General features: G+C 64.6%; 14 protein-coding genes and 2 pseudogenes. 11 read left to right on the top strand and 5 right to left on the bottom strand.

The annotated features are described in order from the left end of the window. Window positions 1–7: 7 nt before the first annotated feature. Together AB4Z43_RS03530 and AB4Z43_RS03525 are read left to right on the top strand one after the other, a co-directional pair. A complete protein-coding gene (locus AB4Z43_RS03530) occupies window positions 8–649 on the top strand; it encodes a transferase hexapeptide repeat family protein (RefSeq protein WP_038647706.1) in 642 nt (213 codons plus the stop codon). A gap of 342 nt (window positions 650–991) precedes the next feature. Next, entirely contained in the window at window positions 992–1,417 is a 426-nt protein-coding gene (locus tag AB4Z43_RS03525; RefSeq protein ID WP_027047021.1) for a low affinity iron permease family protein, read from the top strand. Between the two features lie 11 nt (window positions 1,418–1,428). On the opposite strand, the gene AB4Z43_RS03520 is transcribed toward AB4Z43_RS03525, so the two are convergent. After that, on the bottom strand, window positions 1,429–2,295 hold the full coding sequence (locus AB4Z43_RS03520; protein ID WP_027047020.1) for an SDR family NAD(P)-dependent oxidoreductase: 867 nt from the start codon (window positions 2,293–2,295) through the stop codon (window positions 1,429–1,431). Window positions 2,296–2,430: 135 nt separating this feature from the next. On the opposite strand from AB4Z43_RS03520, the gene AB4Z43_RS03515 reads away from it, so the two are divergent. Further along, window positions 2,431–2,712: a hypothetical protein gene (locus AB4Z43_RS03515; protein ID WP_064983824.1), complete on the top strand. Its 282-nt coding sequence runs from the start codon at window positions 2,431–2,433 to the stop codon at window positions 2,710–2,712. A gap of 87 nt (window positions 2,713–2,799) precedes the next feature. Here the strand turns inward: AB4Z43_RS03515 and AB4Z43_RS03510 are convergent, their stop codons facing one another. Further along, complete coding sequence (locus AB4Z43_RS03510) at window positions 2,800–3,375, bottom strand: TMEM175 family protein (RefSeq protein WP_019859067.1); 576 nt, start codon at window positions 3,373–3,375, stop codon at window positions 2,800–2,802. 285 nt (window positions 3,376–3,660) lie between these two features. After that, window positions 3,661–5,133, bottom strand: a complete 1,473-nt coding sequence (locus AB4Z43_RS03505) for an MATE family efflux transporter (RefSeq protein WP_441935928.1) — start codon at window positions 5,131–5,133, stop codon at window positions 3,661–3,663. 191 nt (window positions 5,134–5,324) lie between these two features. Here AB4Z43_RS03505 and AB4Z43_RS03500 point away from each other — a divergent pair, with 191 nt between their 5' ends. Beyond that, complete coding sequence (locus AB4Z43_RS03500) at window positions 5,325–6,119, top strand: L,D-transpeptidase (protein WP_019859065.1); 795 nt, start codon at window positions 5,325–5,327, stop codon at window positions 6,117–6,119. A 75-nt stretch (window positions 6,120–6,194) separates the two neighbouring features. Here AB4Z43_RS03500 and AB4Z43_RS03495 read toward each other — a convergent pair whose 3' ends face one another. After that, complete coding sequence (locus AB4Z43_RS03495; protein ID WP_441935926.1) at window positions 6,195–7,664, bottom strand: esterase-like activity of phytase family protein; 1,470 nt, start codon at window positions 7,662–7,664, stop codon at window positions 6,195–6,197. A gap of 250 nt (window positions 7,665–7,914) precedes the next feature. Between AB4Z43_RS03495 and AB4Z43_RS03490 the strand changes: the two are divergent. The 4 genes and pseudogenes from AB4Z43_RS03490 (at window position 7,915) to AB4Z43_RS03475 (ending at window position 13,120) form a co-directional block, all read left to right on the top strand. Continuing rightward, window positions 7,915–10,325 (top strand): annotated as a pseudogene (locus AB4Z43_RS03490) (GcvT family protein). A 12-nt stretch (window positions 10,326–10,337) separates the two neighbouring features. Beyond that, window positions 10,338–11,891 (top strand): trimethylamine methyltransferase family protein, encoded by a 1,554-nt coding sequence (locus AB4Z43_RS03485; RefSeq protein WP_441935924.1) that lies wholly within the window; start codon window positions 10,338–10,340, stop codon window positions 11,889–11,891. A gap of 103 nt (window positions 11,892–11,994) precedes the next feature. Continuing rightward, window positions 11,995–12,750 (top strand): bestrophin-like domain, encoded by a 756-nt coding sequence (locus tag AB4Z43_RS03480; protein ID WP_027047018.1) that lies wholly within the window; start codon window positions 11,995–11,997, stop codon window positions 12,748–12,750. Window positions 12,751–12,804: 54 nt separating this feature from the next. Further along, a pseudogene (locus AB4Z43_RS03475) lies at window positions 12,805–13,120 on the top strand (ferritin family protein). 12 nt (window positions 13,121–13,132) lie between these two features. Here AB4Z43_RS03475 and AB4Z43_RS03470 read toward each other — a convergent pair. Beyond that, window positions 13,133–14,158 (bottom strand): LacI family DNA-binding transcriptional regulator, encoded by a 1,026-nt coding sequence (locus tag AB4Z43_RS03470; protein ID WP_027047017.1) that lies wholly within the window; start codon window positions 14,156–14,158, stop codon window positions 13,133–13,135. A 194-nt stretch (window positions 14,159–14,352) separates the two neighbouring features. Between AB4Z43_RS03470 and AB4Z43_RS03465 the strand changes: the two genes are divergently transcribed. From AB4Z43_RS03465 to AB4Z43_RS03455, 3 genes are all read left to right on the top strand, one after another. Beyond that, a complete protein-coding gene (locus AB4Z43_RS03465) occupies window positions 14,353–15,372 on the top strand; it encodes a Gfo/Idh/MocA family protein (protein WP_019859058.1) in 1,020 nt (339 codons plus the stop codon). A gap of 7 nt (window positions 15,373–15,379) precedes the next feature. After that, window positions 15,380–16,288 carry a sugar phosphate isomerase/epimerase family protein gene (locus tag AB4Z43_RS03460; protein WP_441935921.1) on the top strand — a complete coding sequence of 303 codons (909 nt, stop codon included), beginning with the start codon at window positions 15,380–15,382 and terminating at the stop codon, window positions 16,286–16,288. Window positions 16,289–16,396: 108 nt separating this feature from the next. Continuing rightward, complete coding sequence (locus tag AB4Z43_RS03455) at window positions 16,397–17,404, top strand: substrate-binding domain-containing protein (RefSeq protein ID WP_019859056.1); 1,008 nt, start codon at window positions 16,397–16,399, stop codon at window positions 17,402–17,404. Window positions 17,405–17,481: the final 77 nt, after the last annotated feature.

The raw sequence follows: 17,481 nt of genomic DNA, 5'->3' as shown, positions 1-17,481 counted from the left end.
GCGCCGCATGGACCGCACCGAAAACCTCGTCCTGAAAGATCCCGAGCCGCGCATCCATCCGACCGCGGAGCTGAAGGCGTGCAAGCTCGGCCGCTACGCCTCGATCGGTGAACGGGTGGTGCTGCGCGAGGTGAGCGTCGGGGACTTCTCCTATTTCGAGCGCCATGCCGAGGCGATCTATACGAGTATCGGCAAATTCTGCTCGATTGCCGCCAACAGCCGCATCAACGCGCTGGAGCATCCGATCGAGCGACTGACCCAGCACAAGGTCAGCTACCGGCCGAACGAATATTTCCGCTGGCTGGGCGTCGATGCGGCGTTCCGCGCGCGGCGGCAAGCGAAGGCCGTGACCATCGGCCACGACGTCTGGATCGGCCACGGCGCGGTGATCATGCCCGGCATCGCGATCGGCAATGGCGCGGTCGTTGGCGCCAATGCGGTGGTGACGCAGGATGTGCCGCCCTACATGATCGTCGCCGGCGTGCCGGCAAAGCCGCTCCGCTCGCGCTTTGCTCCCGACATAGCGGCGCGGATCGAAGCCCTCGCCTGGTGGGACTGGCCGGTCGAGAAACTCGCCAGGGCGGTTCCCGACATCCAGTCCATGCCGATCGAGGCCTTCCTCGATCGTTGGGAAAACGACGTCGTCTAGGGCGCGCAGGCCATCAGCAGACCGAGAGCGGCGCTGGTGGGCGAGTTGCGGGAAATGGGGCGTCCGCCTGTCCGTGTACCGGTCGCCGCTTTCGGTACTGAAGCCCCTTCCGCCATGCGGGGGTGGCGCGGCGGAAGGGGCCGGAGGTAAACCGCTGTGGAGCGGAACGAACAGGCGCTTTTGCCTGCATCGTTACTATGACATTGAACCGATAAGATGCGTTTTCCGTCGAGTGCCCGCTTCGCGTGTGCCCAATTGCATCCGATGTATTTGCTGCCGGCGGGAACCCAAGACGGCTACCGGTTGTTTCTCATCGGCGCAGCCATTGATGGGTCTCGACAGATGGAAAAGCTCTTCACCAGGATCGCCAACTGGGTCGCCCATATAACCGGCCTGCCGCTGACCTTTGCGGGCTGCTGTGTGATTGTCGTCGTCTGGGCGGTGAGCGGGCCGTTCTTCGGCTTCTCGGACACCTGGCAATTGGTGATCAACACCGGCACGACCATCATCACTTTCCTGATGGTGTTCCTGATCCAGAACACCCAGAACCGCGATGGCGCGGCGATCCAGGCCAAGCTCGATGAGTTGATCCGGGTCAGCGAGGGCCATAACAATTTCATCGGCATCGAGCACCTCACGGAATCCGAAGTCGAGGAAATCCGTGACAAGTGTGAGCGGGCGGCACGGCGGCATGACGAAAAAATCGCCGCCATGGCCGCCAAGAAGGCCGTGGCGCAAAAGCGAGCTCCGAAAAAGCACGCGGCTTGAGGGCTTTCGGATCAGCCTTTGATGAAGTCCGCGAACGCATCCTTGTGATCGGGGTGCCAGCGCGACAGGGCCGGGCGGTTTTCGATGATGTCGCCTATCGCCCAGGCCATGCGCTTCTCGTCCAGCGGCCGCGCTACGTCATTGTCCGGGCACAGGATGTAGAAGTCGCCCCTGACCAGGGATTCCAGCATGAAATCAATGACCTGTTCGCCGGTCCAGGCGCCGGCCGGCTTTTCCGTCGCCCCTTCGGTGAGGCCGGTATAAGTGAAGCCGGGGATGAGCAGATGCGCCGACATTCGGTCGCCCGGTTCGTTGCGCAGCGCATGCGCCAGGCCTTCGGTGAACGTCTTCACGCCGGCCTTGGAGACATTGTAGGCGAGGTTGCCGGGCGGCGTGGTGATGCCTTGCTTGGAACCGGTGTTGATGATCAGGCCCGGCTTGGCCGACGCCAGCATGCGCGGCGCGAAGGCTTCGACGCCATGCACGACACCCCAGAAATTAATGTCGAGCAGCCGTTTCCAGCCATCGCGGTTTTCCCAGGGTTTTCCCGGATTGTCGCCGACGCCGGCATTGTTCATCAGCAGCGAGACCTCGCCGAAGGCGCCGAATGCGCGGTCGGCGAGACGATCGACCTCATCGGCCTTCGAAACATCTGCGGCGACGGCAAGCACGGCATCGTCGCCGGCAATGGCAGAGACGGCGCGGGAGGCATCGTCAAGGCGCGCGCCACCGATGTCTGCGAGCACGATCTTCATGCCCATCAGCGCAAGCCGCTTTGCGGCTGCCAGACCGATGCCGCTGGCGGCGCCGGTGATGACGGCGGTATTGCCGGGGCCAAGCGCGGGCAGGGCGCTCTGGATTTCAGCGTCGGTGATCATGAGCAACAGCATCCTTTTTTCGATGGCGCCGAACTTAGCGCCGGAAACCGCTTGCGCAAGCCTTCGTCAGCACGTGTTCGGGTTGACCAGTCGGGCCGCGACCGCGCATGCTGCCCCACAAATGGAGATTTTCGATTGACGGACTGGATCGCAATTCTGAAAGAGCAGACCGCCACCGGCGACCAGATGGGGCGCGAGGTGCCGCAGATGCTGGCCAACCCCGATATCAGCGAAACCCAGGTGAAGACACTGTTTGCCGCGCTGGAAAAACAGGCCGAGTTCGTCGAGAAGCTGCGCATGGCGTTGGAGAAATTCGGCCATGATTTCTCGATCATCAAGGCAGCCGAAAGGCTGGAGGAGCGCTATGCCGACCTTGCGGCGTCGGTGGCGGAAAAGCTGAAGGCGATGCGTAAATAGAGCAATTCCAGGAAAGGTGTGAAGCGGTTTTCCCGGGGAAAGCGCGTAGCATTTTCCCCCCCGGGGAATCGAGTCAGGCAAACAGCGCTACTTTTCGATCACCCGCGCGAAGCGCGTATCCGGCACGAGCCAGATCGTCGCGACCAGCACATAAAGCGCGACGCCGATCCACTGATTGACGAAGGTCAGCAGGACGGCCGCGATGTAGACGGCCAGCGAGAGCTTGCCCTTGCGGTCGTTGCCCAGCGCCTTGGCGAAGGCGGTGTCGTTGCCGTGCAGGCGATGCAGCGCGGATGCCAGAATAGTGTAAGCGATCGCGCATAGAGCGAGATCGGCGCCATAGACAGCGACCGGAACCGTGGCGAAATGATTCTCCCCCATGAAGGCGGTCGTTACCGGCATCAGCGACAGCCAGAACAACAGATGCAGGTTTGCCCAAAGCACCCGGCCGTCGACGCGTTGTACGGTGTGAAACATGTTGTGCAGATTGTTCCAGTAGATGCCGACATTGATGAAGGACAGCACGTAGCTGAAGAAGACCGGCCACAACGGCAACAAGGCGGAAACATCCTCGCCATGCGGCACTTTCAGTTCGAGGACCATGATGGTGATGATGATGGCCACGACGCCGTCGGTGAATGCCTCGACCCTGCCTTTGCCCATGATCCCCGCCTACAAACGAATTTGTCGAAAGACAGTAAACTGTTAGCGCAAGTTCCCGGGCCAATAAACGGCGCTCGGGAAATTCCTCAACTATGTCTGGGAAAACCAGCGCGCCGGTGGCTGCTTTGTCGGCAATGCCTTACCCGTCAGCGGCGTCGGCATCGTCTCGACCTACGTCAGGGCTGTCGCGGCAAGCCTGGCATTTGCCGGCATGATCATCGTCTTTGCGCTGGTGGCGCTGGGCTTTGAGCTAAAACACAGACATTGAGACAAAGCGGGCTCGCCTCAGCCGTTCGGCGTCTCGGGCGCCATGTTGGCGCGCCCTCGTGGCACACCGAGCCCGGTGTCGGGCGGCTCGCCGGCGGCCGGCCTGTTCTCGATCATGTGCAATGTGCGCCAGCCGCCGAAACGGTAGTAGGCCGCGGCCAGCACCAGCGAGGTGATCGAGCCTGCCGGGAAACTCCACCACAGCGCTTCCTCGCCGATCACGCCGCGCATGAAATAGGCAAAGCCGGTGCGCACGATGAGCACCGAAATCACCAGGATGATCAGCGGCGGCATCACCGCTCCGGTGGCGCGCACGGTGGCGAACAGCACGATGGTGATGCCGAACAGGATGAACGACCAGGATGCGGCAGAATTGATGTGCGCGGCGATGTCGATCGCCGCGCTGTCGCTGCTCAGGAACAGGCCGAGGATCGGGCGGTCGAAGAGCCACAGCAGCGCGACCAGGGCGCCGGTCAGGACGAGGTTGAAGCCGACGCCGGAGGCGGCGACGCGGCCGATCCGGTCCCAGCGGCCGGCGCCGACATTCTGCGCAGCCATGGAGGAAACCGCGGCTCCGATGGCCAGCGCCGGCATCTGGATGTAGGTCCACAGCTGCGCCGCGATGCCGTAGGCGGCGGCGACCTGCGACCCGTAGGAGTTGACGATGCCCATCACCGTCAGGGCCGCCGCCGAAATGACGATCATCTGCAGGCCCATCGGCACGCCCTTGAAGACGACGATGCGCAGCAAGCCAGGGTCGGGCCACAGCAGGGCCAGATTGGCGCCGGCCAGCCGCAGCGGGTGCTTGCGCGCATAGAGCACGACAAGGATGGCAATCACGCCCACCGTCTGGCCGATCAGCGTCGCGGTGGCGGAACCGGCGATGCCAAGTTCGGGGAAGGGGCCGATGCCGCGGATCAGCAGCGGGTTGAGCACGATGTCGAGGACGACCGCCAGCGCCATGAAGATGAAGGGCGTGCGTGAATCGCCCGCGCCACGCAGTACGGTCATGACGAAGGACAGAAGGTTCATCATCGGCACGGCGACGAAGATGATGCGCAGATAGGAACGCGCCAGCGGCAAGGCGTCCGCAGGTGTGCCGAGCATGCCCAGGATAGCATTTACCCAGATCCAGCCGCAGACGGCGAAGACCACCGAAATGAAGAAGAAGAAGGTGGCGCTGGTGCCGACGATGCGGCGCGCCACGGGCAGGTCGCGGGCGCCGACCGACTGCGCCACCAGGATGGTGGCGGCCATGCCGATGCCGAACACGGTGCCCAGGATCAGGAACAGGACGAGGTTGGCGTTGGATGTGGCGGTCAGCGCCGATTCGCCCAGAAAGCGGCCGACCCAGACGGCATTGATCGACCCGTTGAGCGACTGCAGCACGTTGGAACCCAGCACCGGCAAGGCAAACAGCAGCAGCGTGCGCGGGATCGGGCCGCTGGTCAGGTCGCCGGTGCGCCGGCGCGGGGGCATTTTTTCGTCCATGGCTGGCAACTCGGCAAAGGTGATCTGGCCCCACCATCATTGCCGATTCAACGGGGCAGGTCGATGCGGTGTCGGAAAGGTCTGCTGGCGCCCCTTGATCTAATCATGTTCTCAAAACCCCCGGAATGGGCTATTGATCCCCTGGGGCGTGGGGCCCGCATTCCTGTATCTTGTGAATAGCCGGGGGGATCATGTCCGATAGTCCGCTGTTTTCCGAGCGCCTGAACCGGCGCGCGTTTCTCGGTGCGTCCGCCTTGGGCGCGGCCTCGATGGCTCTTTCGGCATGTACGACGACCGAGGTGGTGACGCCGCCGCCGCCGGTGGCCGCGGCGCCACCCGACACGGCGTTCGGCGACACCGCGACCATGTACGCGGCGCGCACCGACGAGGGCTATCAACTGCCGGCGATCCCGGTGGCCAAGCTCGATCCGAAGTTCGTGCGCCAGATCGTGGTCGACCCGACCGGCGAAAAGCCCGGCACCATCGTCGTCGATGTCTCCGAGCACTTCCTCTATCTGGTGCGCGACGGCGGCAAGGCCATCCGCTACGGCGTCAGCTTAGGGAAGGCCGGTTTCGGCTGGACCGGCAGCGCCGTGGTTCAGGCACGGAAGAAATGGCCGGTGTGGACGCCGCCGCCGGAAATGATCCAGCGCCGGCCGGAACTGGCGAAGTTCAAGGACGGCATGCCGCCAGGCCCGCAGAGCCCGCTCGGCGCACGCGCGCTCTACCTGTTCCGCGACGGCAAGGACACGATGTACCGGCTGCACGGCACACCGGAGTGGGATTCCATCGGCAAGAACGCATCGTCGGGCTGTGTGCGCTTCATGAACCAGGACATCATCGACCTCTACAGCCGCGTCAACGGTCCCGCGCAGGTCTTCGTGCGGCCCAACCTGTCGGCTGCCGGCAAGATCATGGCCGTGTCGAGCAGGACGGCCGAGCCGATCGATGCCGGCGTGCCGAAGGATGCCGAGTTCTTGAAGTAAGTACCTTCACGATCGACGGTTCGATCGGAATAACTCAGGCGGACGCGATATACGCGTCCGCCTGGATCGCGCTGATTACTTCTTGGCCAGACCCGGCAGCGTGACCTGATAGACCAGGAACATGGTGTCGACATTGGCGCCGTCATCGGCCTTATAGGGCGCGCCGACCTGGAAGCCGTCCTGGGCAAGGAAGTCGTTGTCATTGGCGACGAACAGGAAATAGTCGTCAGGCAGCTTCGGATCGAGCACGCTGGCCAGCGACATCGCTTCCCATTTCTCGGACAGGTTGTTGTGGTCGTTCGGCGCGCCATTGTGCAGGCCGAAGCGATTGAGCTGCGCATTGTCGTTGATGTCGATGAACGGCGTCAGTCTGCCCGGCGTTACCGACGGATCGAGCACGCCCTTGGGCGCGACCGGCTTGTCGGCGGCGTCGAAAGGACCGCCCGCGATGTCGGTTGCGGCGGAAACGTCGACGACGAAGATCTGGCGCAGAAGCGAGGTGTCGCCCTTGACGCCCTGGCCGTTGCCGCTGTCGCGCGCCAGCATCAGAAAGGACGTGTCCGACAGCGCCACGATCTCGCTTTGCGCGGCGACCTTGGTCTTGCCCTTGGCGTCCTTGAACACCGGCAGCGGCACGACATATTCGTGCGCCAGCTTCAGATGGGCGAGGTCGGAGGCGTCATAGACCAGCGCCCTGGTGTTTTGCCGGGTCGAACCTGAATCGCCGCCATCCTGCCGGGTCGCCGACTGCAGCACGGCGATCAGGAACTTGCCGTCCGGCGTCATCGCCATGCCTTCCAGGCCCTGGTTGTTCTGGCGGCCGGTCTCGGGATCCTTCGGGTCGGGCTCGGCGGCACCGGGGCCAGGATTGTCCGAGGAGAAGTTCGGCGCGCCCTTGCGCATCGGCACCAGCGCCGCCGGCGGCTGTGTCGCCGACAGCAGACGGCCCTGCGCCGAGAAGCGGTAGATGTTGGGGCCATATTCGTCGGAGATGAACATCGAGCCGTCGGGCAGCCGCACGATCGCCTCGTTGTCGAGGGCGAGCTTGCCATTGGTGGCGGCGGGCAGCATCGGCATGTCGCCGGTGGCGGCGCGCACATCCGACAGCGGGTCGAGCCCGGTGGCATTGGCGCCCTTGTCGTCGGTGAGCAGCATGGTGTCGGTGAGCGTCGCCTTGACTTCGTTCTGTTCCTGGCCAACGGCGCCTGCTGCTGCCGGCGTGAACTCGATGCCGATCGTGTTGAGGCGCGGCCGGTAGTCGGTGGTGCCGGCGACATTGTAGCCGCGATCCGGCAGCAGCCAGAGCGAACCCTTGTAGGTGCCCGCATCATGCGTCCAGCTCGATGTGTCGATCGCCATGCCGGAACCCGAGCCGAACGTCTCGCCGAATCTGTCGCGCTGTGCGGCAGGGATGCGGCCGACGCCGACCAGGCCCTTGTTGACGAGGCCGCCTGCTGTCGTGGTGCTGTCGGCGAGCGCCGGCGTGAGAGCAGTGAACAAGGCCAGCGCGATCCCGAGCGAGGCGGTTCGGTGCAGGTGTTTCATGGATGATCCTCTTTGTGAAAGATGTGCCGGGGCGGCCGAAAAGCTGAAAGAGGCGGTACATCGATGATGCCGCGCGCCGCCCCCCGAAAGCGGTCTACGGCGCGAACATGATGCTTGCGTGACAGTGCGGCATGCCTGCCCGCCGGCGTGTTCGCCGGCCGAAAAAACACCCGCTCGGATGCGCAAGTGCAGTACTGGACACTTATGTCTAGTGCGTATATGTTGCTGCCTACGCATTGGGAGGGAAGCCTTGAAGTCGCGCTACCGTGCAGTCGTCATCGGGGGCGGGGTGGTCGGCGCCTCGGTGCTCTACCACCTGACGCGGTTCGGCTGGTCCGATGTGGCGCTGATCGAACGTGCGGAACTGACGGCCGGCTCGACCTGGCATGCGGCTGCCGGGTTTCATGCGCTCAACGCTGATCCCAACGTCGCGGCGCTGCAGGATTACACCATCAAGCTCTATCGCGAGATCGAGGCCGAATCCGGCCGGGATATCGGCTTGCACATGACCGGCGGCGTCAACATGGCCAGCGATCCCCAGCGCTGGGAATGGCTGAAATCGGCATGGGCGGTGTTCCAGTCGGTCGGCATCGAAACCGCCCGGCTGGTGACGCCCGACGAAATCAAGGAAATCTGTCCGATTGTCGACGTCACTGGCGTGCTCGGTGGTCTCTACGATGCCAATGAGGGTCATCTCGACCCCTATGGCACGACGCATGCCTATGCGGGTGCCGCCAAGAAGCGCGGCGCCGACGTGATCCTGCGCAACCGTGTCGCCGAGTTGAAGTCTCGCGCGGACGGCCATTGGGACGTCGTCACGGAGCAGGGCACCATCATCGCCGAGCATGTCGTCAACGCCGGCGGGCTGTGGGCAAAGCAGCTCGGCCGCATGGCCGGCGTCGACCTGCCGGTGACGCCGATGGAGCACCATTATTTCGTCACCGAGGACATTCCCGAGATCGCCGCTCTCGACCGGGAGCTTGGCCTTGCGGTCGATCTCGACGGCTTTTCCTACCTGCGCCAGGAGCGCAAAGGCGTGCTGCTCGGCGTCTACGAGCAGAACCCCAAGCATTGGAACATGGACGGCGCGCCATGGGACTACGGCATCGAGCTGATCCCGGAGGACATAGACCGCATCAGCCCGGAACTCGCCAAGGCGCATGAGCGCTTTCCCTGCCTGGCGAGCGCCGGCGTCCGCAAATGGGTCAACGGCGCTTTCACCTTTACCCCCGACGGCAATCCGATCGTCGGACCGGTGCGCGGCCTGAAAAACTACTGGGTCGCCTGCGGCGTCATGGCCGGCTTCAGCCAGGGCGGCGGTGTCGGCAAATCGCTGGCCGAATGGATGATCCACGGCGAGCCGCAGGCCGACATTTTCGGCATGGACATTGCCCGCTACGGCGCCTTCGCCGCCAACCGCGAATATCTCAGACAAACGACGCGGCAGTTCTATGCGCGCCGTTTCGTCATGACTTTCCCCAATGAGCGGCTGCCGGCGGGCCGGCCCTTGAAACGCCCCGGCGCCTATGACGGGATGAGTGCGGCGGGCTGCGAATGGACGGCGTCGTGGGGGCTGGAAATCCCGGCCTATTTCGCGCCGATGGGCTTTCGCGAGAACACCACGCTCAAGCGCTCCAACGCCTTCGACATCGTCGGCGATGAAGCGCTGCAGGTGCGGCGGGCCGCCGGTCTCCTCGATATCTCGGCCTATGCGCGCTATGCGGTGACGGGACCAAATGCCAGGGCATGGCTCGATCGGCTGCTTGCCTGCAAGCTGCCGAAAGCCGGACAGGCGCGGCTGGCGCCGATGCTCGGGCCGGATGGACGGCTGAAGGGCGACCTCACCGTGATCAACTGGCCCGACGGCGACTATTGGCTCATGGGCTCCTACTATCTCAGGGAATTCCACATGCGCTGGTTCGAGAGACAGGCAGGAGAGGGCGTCACGGTCACCGACATCTCGGACGCGACGGGCGGCTTCCTGCTGACCGGGCCAAATGCGCGCAAAATCCTGGAACGCACCACGCATCAGGATGTGTGCGGCGCGGCACTGCCCTTCATGGCCTGCGGCGCGTTCGACATCGGCATGGTGCAGGCGCGGGTTGCCCGCCTCTCCATAGCGGGCGAGCTGGGCTTCGAGATCAACTGCCCGGTAACCACGCATGCGACGTTGCGTGAGACACTGCTCGCCGCCGGCGAGGATCTCGGCCTGGCCGAGATCGGCTACTACGCGCTGAATGCGCTGCGACTGGAGAAAAGCTTCGGCATCTGGTCGCGCGAATTCACGCAGGGCTACATGCCAGGCCAGACCGGCCTCGACCGGTTCATTGCCTTCGACAAGGGCGAGTTCGTCGGCCGCGAGGCGGCGCTGAAGGAGCGCAACGTTGGGGTGGCGCAACGGATCGTGACGCTGGAGGTCGACGCCGTCGATGCCGACGCCAGCGGCTTCGAGCCGGTCTGGCGCGACGGCCGGCGCGTCGGCTTCGTCACTTCGGGTGGCTTTGGCTACACGATCGGCAAGAGCGTCGCGCTGGCGTTGGTCGACGGCGATTTCGCCGAGGAGGGGCGGCGCTTTCGGTGCACATTGTCGGCGTCGAACGGCCGGCTCGCGTCATCGCGGCGTCGCCCTACGATGCCTCGGGCAGGGCGATGCGGCAATGAGGAGGATTTTCGATGATCGATGACGCGGCACGAGACATGAGGCGCGAGCGCCGGCGTGGACGCACGGGCGAGGCCGGCAGCGAAAGCAGCCGCCGACCCAACTACCGGTCGTTGAAGAACCCGTTCCTGCCGCAGCCGATCTTTTCGGATGACCAGGTGGCTTCCATCCACGACACGGCGCTGCGCGTGCTGGAAGAACTCGGCATCAAGGTGCTCTTGCCGCAGGCGCGGGAGATTTTCGCCCGCGCCGGTGCGTTTGTGGACCCGGACACCGACATGGTGCGCATCGGCCGCGACATCGTGGCCGCGGCACTGGCCTCGGCGCCGAAATCAATTCCAGCGCTGGCGGGCAACCGCAGCCGCGATCTCTTGCTCGAGCTCGGCTCGATGACGTTCCTCGCCGGCGCTGGCGCGCCCAACGTCACCGATCTCGAACGCGGCCGCCGGCCGGGAACGCTCGGCGCCTTCGAGGAATTGACCAAGCTCATCCAGCATTTCGACGTACTGCACATGCTTTGCCCCTGCATCGAGCCGCAGGATGTCGACAACCGTTTGCGCCACTATGCCGTCAACCGCGCGCAGCTGACGCTGTCCGACAAGTTCCCCTTTGTCTTCGCTCGCGGCACGCCGCAGGTCGAGGATGGGTTCGAGATGATCCGGCTGGCGCGCGGGCTGTCAGAGGATGAATTCCGCGCTGGCGCCCATTGCTACACCATCATCAACACCAATTCACCGCGCCAGCTCGACATTCCGATGGCGCAAGGCATCATCGACTTCGCTCGCGCCGGGCAGGTCCTGGTCATCACGCCGTTCTGCCTGGCCGGCGCGATGGCGCCGATCACGGTCGCCGGCGCGCTGACGCTGCAGCATGCCGAGGCGCTGGCCGGTCTGGCACTGGCGCAGATCGTGCGCCCGGGCGCACCCGTGCTCTACGGTTCGTTCTCTTCCAATGTCGACATGAAGTCGGGCGCTCCGGCGTTCGGCACGCCCGAGCACGTCAAGGCGACACTGGGGGCCGGCCAATTGGCGCGCTTCATCGGCCTTCCCTGGCGTTCGGGCGCCGGCAGTGCCGCCAACATTTCCGATGCGCAGGCAGCCCATGAGTCGCAGTTCGCCCTTTGGGGCTCGGTGCTTGCCGGCGCCACCGTCTGTATTCACGCCGCGGGCTGGCTGGAGGGTGGCCTGAGTGTCTCTTTCGAGAAGCTGATCACCGACATCGAGGCGGTGCAGTCGATTGCCGAGCTTTGCGCGGCAACGCCTGGCGACGACGACGCGATCGGTTTCGAGGCCATCGCCGAAGTGCAGCCGGGCGGGCATTTCTTCTCGGCCGGCCACACCATGGCGCGCTACCGCACCGCATTCTATGAGCCACTGGTGGCCGACTGGTCGAATTTCGGCAACTGGACGCAAAGCGGATCAAAGACCGCCAGCGAGCGCGCCACCGGCATCTGGAAACGCATCCTTGCCGATTTCGAGCCGCCCGCTTCGGCTGCCGCCACCGCCGGAGTGCTCGACGAATTCATCGCGCGGCGCACCGAAGAGGGCGGCGCGCCACCGGTGTCGTGAGGAGCGAGCTTTCGCGAGACACCCGGTCCTTGCCGCGACTTTCGCGGCGTGACCGGTGCCGGGGTCATTGGCAAGCGGTGCACGCCGTGCAGAAATGCGCTTCATGCGCGAAGCCCTGATCGCCTTGGTGATTTTCCTGTGCCTGGCGGCGGCGCCGCTGGCCAGCATGGCGATATGGCCGAGGCTGCCGGCCAGGCATCGCGACGACGACACGAACAATGTCGTGCGGCTCGCCGCCAATCTGTTCGGCGTCATGACCTCGCTGGTGCTCGGCCTGATGATCAATTCGGCCAAGAACACCTTCGAATCGATTGATCACAATGTGCACGCCTATGCGACGGAGCTCATCCTGCTCGACAGGACATTGCGCCAGTACGGGCCGGAAGCCGATGCGGTGCGCCAGCCGCTGGTCGCTTATGTGCAGCGGGTGGTGGCCACCTCGTCGCAAAACAGTGAAACGACTCTCGTCGCCAATCAGCTGTCCGAACATCTTTTGACGGAGATCGGCACGCGGCTGAACGCGCTGACGCTGTCCGATGCGACGCATGGCCCGCTGTTGCAGGATGCACGTCAGCGCCTGCAGAAGGTGCTGGAAATGCGCTGGGTGCTGATCGAACAGTCGGAGGGCGCTATCCCCTGGCCGCTGATTGCCATGCTGGTTGCGTGGCTGGCGCTGATCTTCGCTAGTTTCGGGTTCAGGGCGCCGAAGAATGTGATCACGCTTGCAACCTATGTCGTCTCGGCCGCGCTGATTGCCGGGGCGATCTACTTGATCCTCGACATGGACGTGCCGTTCTCCGGCCCGATCCAGATTTCGCCGGCACCGCTGGAGCGGGCATTGGCGGAATTGCAGCGGTGATGCGGAACCGGCGGCATTCCCGAGCATTCATGGGAATGAACCACGGAGGACGACATGGGTTTCGACCAGTATCACGAACCGCCTGAAGACCTGTCGCAGAAGGTGCGGACCTTTGCCCGCATGATCACCTCGCTGATCGAGGAGGCGGAAGCGATTGGCTGGTACGAACAGCGCATCTCGGTGGAGAAGGATCCGCAAGCGCGGGCCATCATGCAGAACGCGCAAGGCGAGGAGTTCAAGCATTTCGGGATGGACCTGGAATTCCTGCTGCGCCAGAAGAAGGATTGGCGGGCGGAATTGAAGGAAATCCTGTTCACCACGGGCGACATCGACCAAGGCCGGCGAGCGGGGCGAGAAGAAGGTGGATTGATAGCCTGCGCCATCAATCGCTGTCGCGCGCGACCAGCTCCAGCGGCCAGACTTCGTGGATGATACGCGGGCCTTCCGGGCCGGCGAAGGCGGGAAGCGAGGCCAGCAGCATTTCGGCCAGGCGCCGGCCCATCGGCTCCAGCGCCGGACGGAAGGCGGTCAGCGCCGGGGAAAAATAGCGGCAGAGCGGCGTGTCGACGATGACGGTCACCGCGATGTCGTGGCCCGGCCGGATGCCCATCTCGGCCAGCGCCTTGCAGCCGCCGAGGGCCATGGCGTCGTTGTTGAAGATGATGGCTGTCGGCCGGTCCTTTGCCAGCATCACGCGCGGCGTCACCTGGTAGCCGCCGGCCTCGTTGATGAAGCCGTCGGCGATAAGCGCGGGGTCGACCTCGATGCCGTGCCGCTTCAGGGCTTTGCGGTAGCCGTCGAGGAACAGATGGCTGAAATTGAGATTGAGGGAAGGGCGGATGGCGGCAATGCGGCGGTGGCCGCGCGCCACCAGGCGGTCGACTGCGTCGCTGCCTGCCTGCTCGAAATCGAGGTCGAGCGAGGGATAGGTCTTGCCGCCGCTGCGGCTGCGGCCGAGCGTGGCGAAGGGGAAGCCGACCTGTGTGAGATAATCGATGCGCTCGTCCTGGCGCCGCGTCCAGGCCAGCAGCACGGCATCGGCGCGGCGGGTCTCGACGACGCGGCGCAGGCGCTCCTGCTGATAGTCGCCCGGCGCGCCCATTACCACGGTCAGGTCGAGCCCGCTTTCGGCAAGGCGGCCCTGGACCCCGATCAGGAAGGGAATGAAGAACGGTTCGCCATATTGCTGGTCGCCGGGATGCGGCTGCAGCATGAAGGCGATCGAATGGGTCGCGCCTTGCCTGAGACTGCGGCCGGACTGGTTGGGTGAATAGTTCAGCTTCTTGGCGGCGTCGAGCACGCGCTGGCGCGTGTCGGCATTGACGTCGGCGCGGCCGTTCAGCGCCCGCGATACGGTGCCGATCGAAATGTTCAGGTGACGCGCTAGGTCGTGGATGCTGGACGCCAAAGACTTTCTCCCCCGAGCTTCGCTAGCATTGGCCGGTGCCGAGGCCAAGGCGAAAGACGATTTTCGCGAGCGGCCAATTGACATTCTACGCTATCGGGTGTGTTGTCGTAAACGTTTACGGAAAAACGTTTACGGTGATGCCGTGGATGCCGTGACGATCGGTCTGGAGGGACCGAGCGGAGGAGGAACGCCGGATGATGAATGTCGTCCTCGTCGGCTGCGGCGCGATGAGCAGGCAATGGCTCGATGCCGCGAGGCAGATCGATGGGCTTGCCATTGTCGGCCTTGTCGACCTCGACGCCGAGCGGGCGAAGGCGAGGGCGCACGAATACGACCTCACCGGCATCGTCATCGGCACCAGCCTTGACGCGGTGCTCTCCCAGACCAGGCCCGACGCGGTGTTCGATGTCGTCGTTCCCGCTGCCCGGCGCGAGGTCGCGCTTTCGGCCTTCGCCCACAATTGCCATCTCTTGACCGAAAAGCCGCTGGCCGACAGTCCTGAAAACGCGCGCGCCATCGTCGATGCGGCTCGCCAGGCCGGGCGCATCCATGCCGTCGTGCAGAATCGCCGCTACGTCGCCAATGTCAGGCGCATCCGCCGCTTCCTGGACTCCGGCGCCATTGGCGCGGCGACCAGCATCCATGCCGATTTCTTCGTCGCGCCGCATTTCGGCGGCTTTCGAGAGGAGATGGCGCATGTGCTGCTGCTCGACATGGCCATCCACACTTTCGACGCCGCCCGCTACATGGCCGGCGGCGAGCCGGCTGGTGTCTATTGCCAGGAATGGGAGCCGGCCAATTCCTGGTACCGGCAGGGCTCGTCGGCAAGCGCGGTCTTCGATCTCGGCGGCGGCAAGGTCTTCACCTATGCCGGTTCCTGGTGCGCCGACGGCTTCCGCACCAGCTGGGAAGGCAGCTGGCGCATCGTCGCCGAGCGCGGCAGCCTCATCTGGGACGGCCATGACCTCTTGAAGGCGGAGGTGGTGGCGACGGGCCGCGATGGGCTGTTCGCCAAGACCCAGCCGATCGACGTGCCGCCGCTCGATCCAGCCGACCGCGTCGGCGGTCATCTCGGCATCATAAGGGATTTCATCCACGCCATCGAGACCGGGACCGAGCCGGAGACGCGCGGCACCGACAACATCAAAAGCCTGGCCATGGTTTTCGGCGCGATCGAGAGCGCCGAAACCGGACGCCGCGTGGCGATTTCATAGGAACACGATGATGCCAAACCCGCTTCTCGACATCAGGATCGGCACCATGGTGCGGGCTAACCTCGACGACCCGGCGGCGTATATCAAGCAGATCCTGCCGGTCGGCTTCGAGAGCATCCAGCCCTTCTTCTGGCAGACGCTGGGCGGCAAGGATCTTCCACGCCTTGCCGGCGAAATCCGCGACGCGATCGGCGATGCCGATGTCACGGTCTCGTCCATCGGCGTCTTTGGCAATCCACTGGAGAGCGGCGAGGTCGATCGCGGCGTGCTCGCGGCCTGGGAAACGGTCATCGACAATGCGCATCTGTTCGGCACTTCCATGGTCAGTGGCTTCACCGGGCGCCTGCGCGGCAAGAAGCTGACCGACAGCCTGCCGCGCTTTCGCGAAGTGTGGGGGCCGCTGGCCAGGCGCGCCGCCGACAAGGGCGTGCGCATCGCCTTCGAGAATTGCGCCATGGACGGCAATTGGGCGGCCGGCGACTGGAACATCGCCCACAATCCGGACGCCTGGGAGCTAATGTTCAACGAAGTGCCGGACGAGGCTCTCGGGCTCGAATGGGAACCCTGCCACCAGCTCGTCTATCTGATCGATCCGATCCCGCAGATCCGCAAATGGGCGCCGCGCATCTTCCATGTCCATGGCAAGGACGCCACCGTGCGCTGGGATGTCATCCGCGAGCACGGCGTGTTCGGCCGTCTGCCTTTCGTACAGATGCGCACTCCCGGCTTCGGCGACAGCGACTGGACGCGGGTGATCAGCGAATTGCGGCTGGCCGGCTACAAGGGCGCCATCGACATAGAGGGTTGGCACGACCCGGTCTATCGCGACGCTCTCGAGATCACCGGCCAGGTCCGGGCGCTGGAGTATCTCAAGCAATGCCGGGGAGGCGCCAGCTACCTGCAAAATCCGACGTGAGGACAAATTTGGTGAGAGGATTGGCCGGCGGAGGAGCCGGTTCGTAAGTGGCGAAGCAATCGTCAAGAGCCCCTCGGCTGACGAGGGAAACAATGGGAGGACAAGTGCATGAGCATCGCGATCAGAACGACACTTCTGCGCACGACCGTCGTGGCCGCCGCCACGGCGCTTTGCGCCGCAATCTCGACCTTGCCGGCACGGGCGCTCGACGCCCAGTGGTGCAAAGATGTCCATATCCGCTTCTTCGTAGGCGGCGCCGAGGGCGACGCTTTCGGCACCATCGTCTACAATGGCGCCAAGCAGGCGGCGGCCGACCTCGGCCCGAAAGTCGACTACATCTTCTCCGGCTGGGACGTCGAAAAGATGGTGCAGCAATTGCGCGAGGCGGTCGCGGTCAAGCCCAACGGCATCGCCATGATGGGCCATCCAGGCGAAGACGCGATCATGCCGCTGGCGGAGCAGGCGCATAAGGACGGCATCAAGATGATGTACCAGAACGTGCCGGTGCCGAAGGTGACGGCGGCGTTCGGCGGCGGCTATGTCGGCGCGCAGCAGGAGCAGCAGGGCCGCGCGCTCGGCGCCGAGGCGTTCAAGCTGGCCGGGCTGAAATCCGGTGACAAGGCGATCATGATCGGGCCATTCGACAATGAGAGCCGGGGCGCACGCGAGCGTGGGACGGTCGCCGCCCTGAAAGAGGCCGGCGTCGATGTCGTGCAAATCAATTCCGCAACCGAGTGGGCCGCCGATCCGAACCTCGCCATCCCGGTGATCACCGCGGCGTTGCTCAACAATCCGGGTGTCAAGGCGGTCGGCTATCCCGGCGGCCAGATGCTCGGCAATGTGCCGACCTACATGCAGGCCGCGGGTCGGAAGCCCGGCGACATCTTCAATTTCGGCTTCGACACCAGCCCGCAGATCGTCGAGGGCTTCAAGGGTGGCTGGGTGCAGCTGACAGCCGACCAGCAGCCATTCATGCAGGGCTATCTGCCGATCCTCAGCCTCTGCCAGCAAGTGGTGCTGGGTCTGGCGCCGATGAATGTCGACACCGGTGCCGGCTTCGTCACGCCGCAGAACTATGAGATCGTCTCAGAGCTCGCCAAGCAGGCGTTGCGCTGACCTCCCAAGGCTGCCGGTCGGGTTGGACCCGGCCGGCAGGACCGCCGGCAAAGGGCCGGCATGTTACAATGAAAGCG

Source organism: Mesorhizobium sp. 2RAF45 (genome assembly GCF_052115225.1).
Lineage (GTDB): Bacteria > Pseudomonadota > Alphaproteobacteria > Rhizobiales > Rhizobiaceae > Mesorhizobium > Mesorhizobium jarvisii.
Note: the sequence above shows the minus strand (reverse complement) of the source record. Positions and strands in the feature narration are given on the sequence as shown.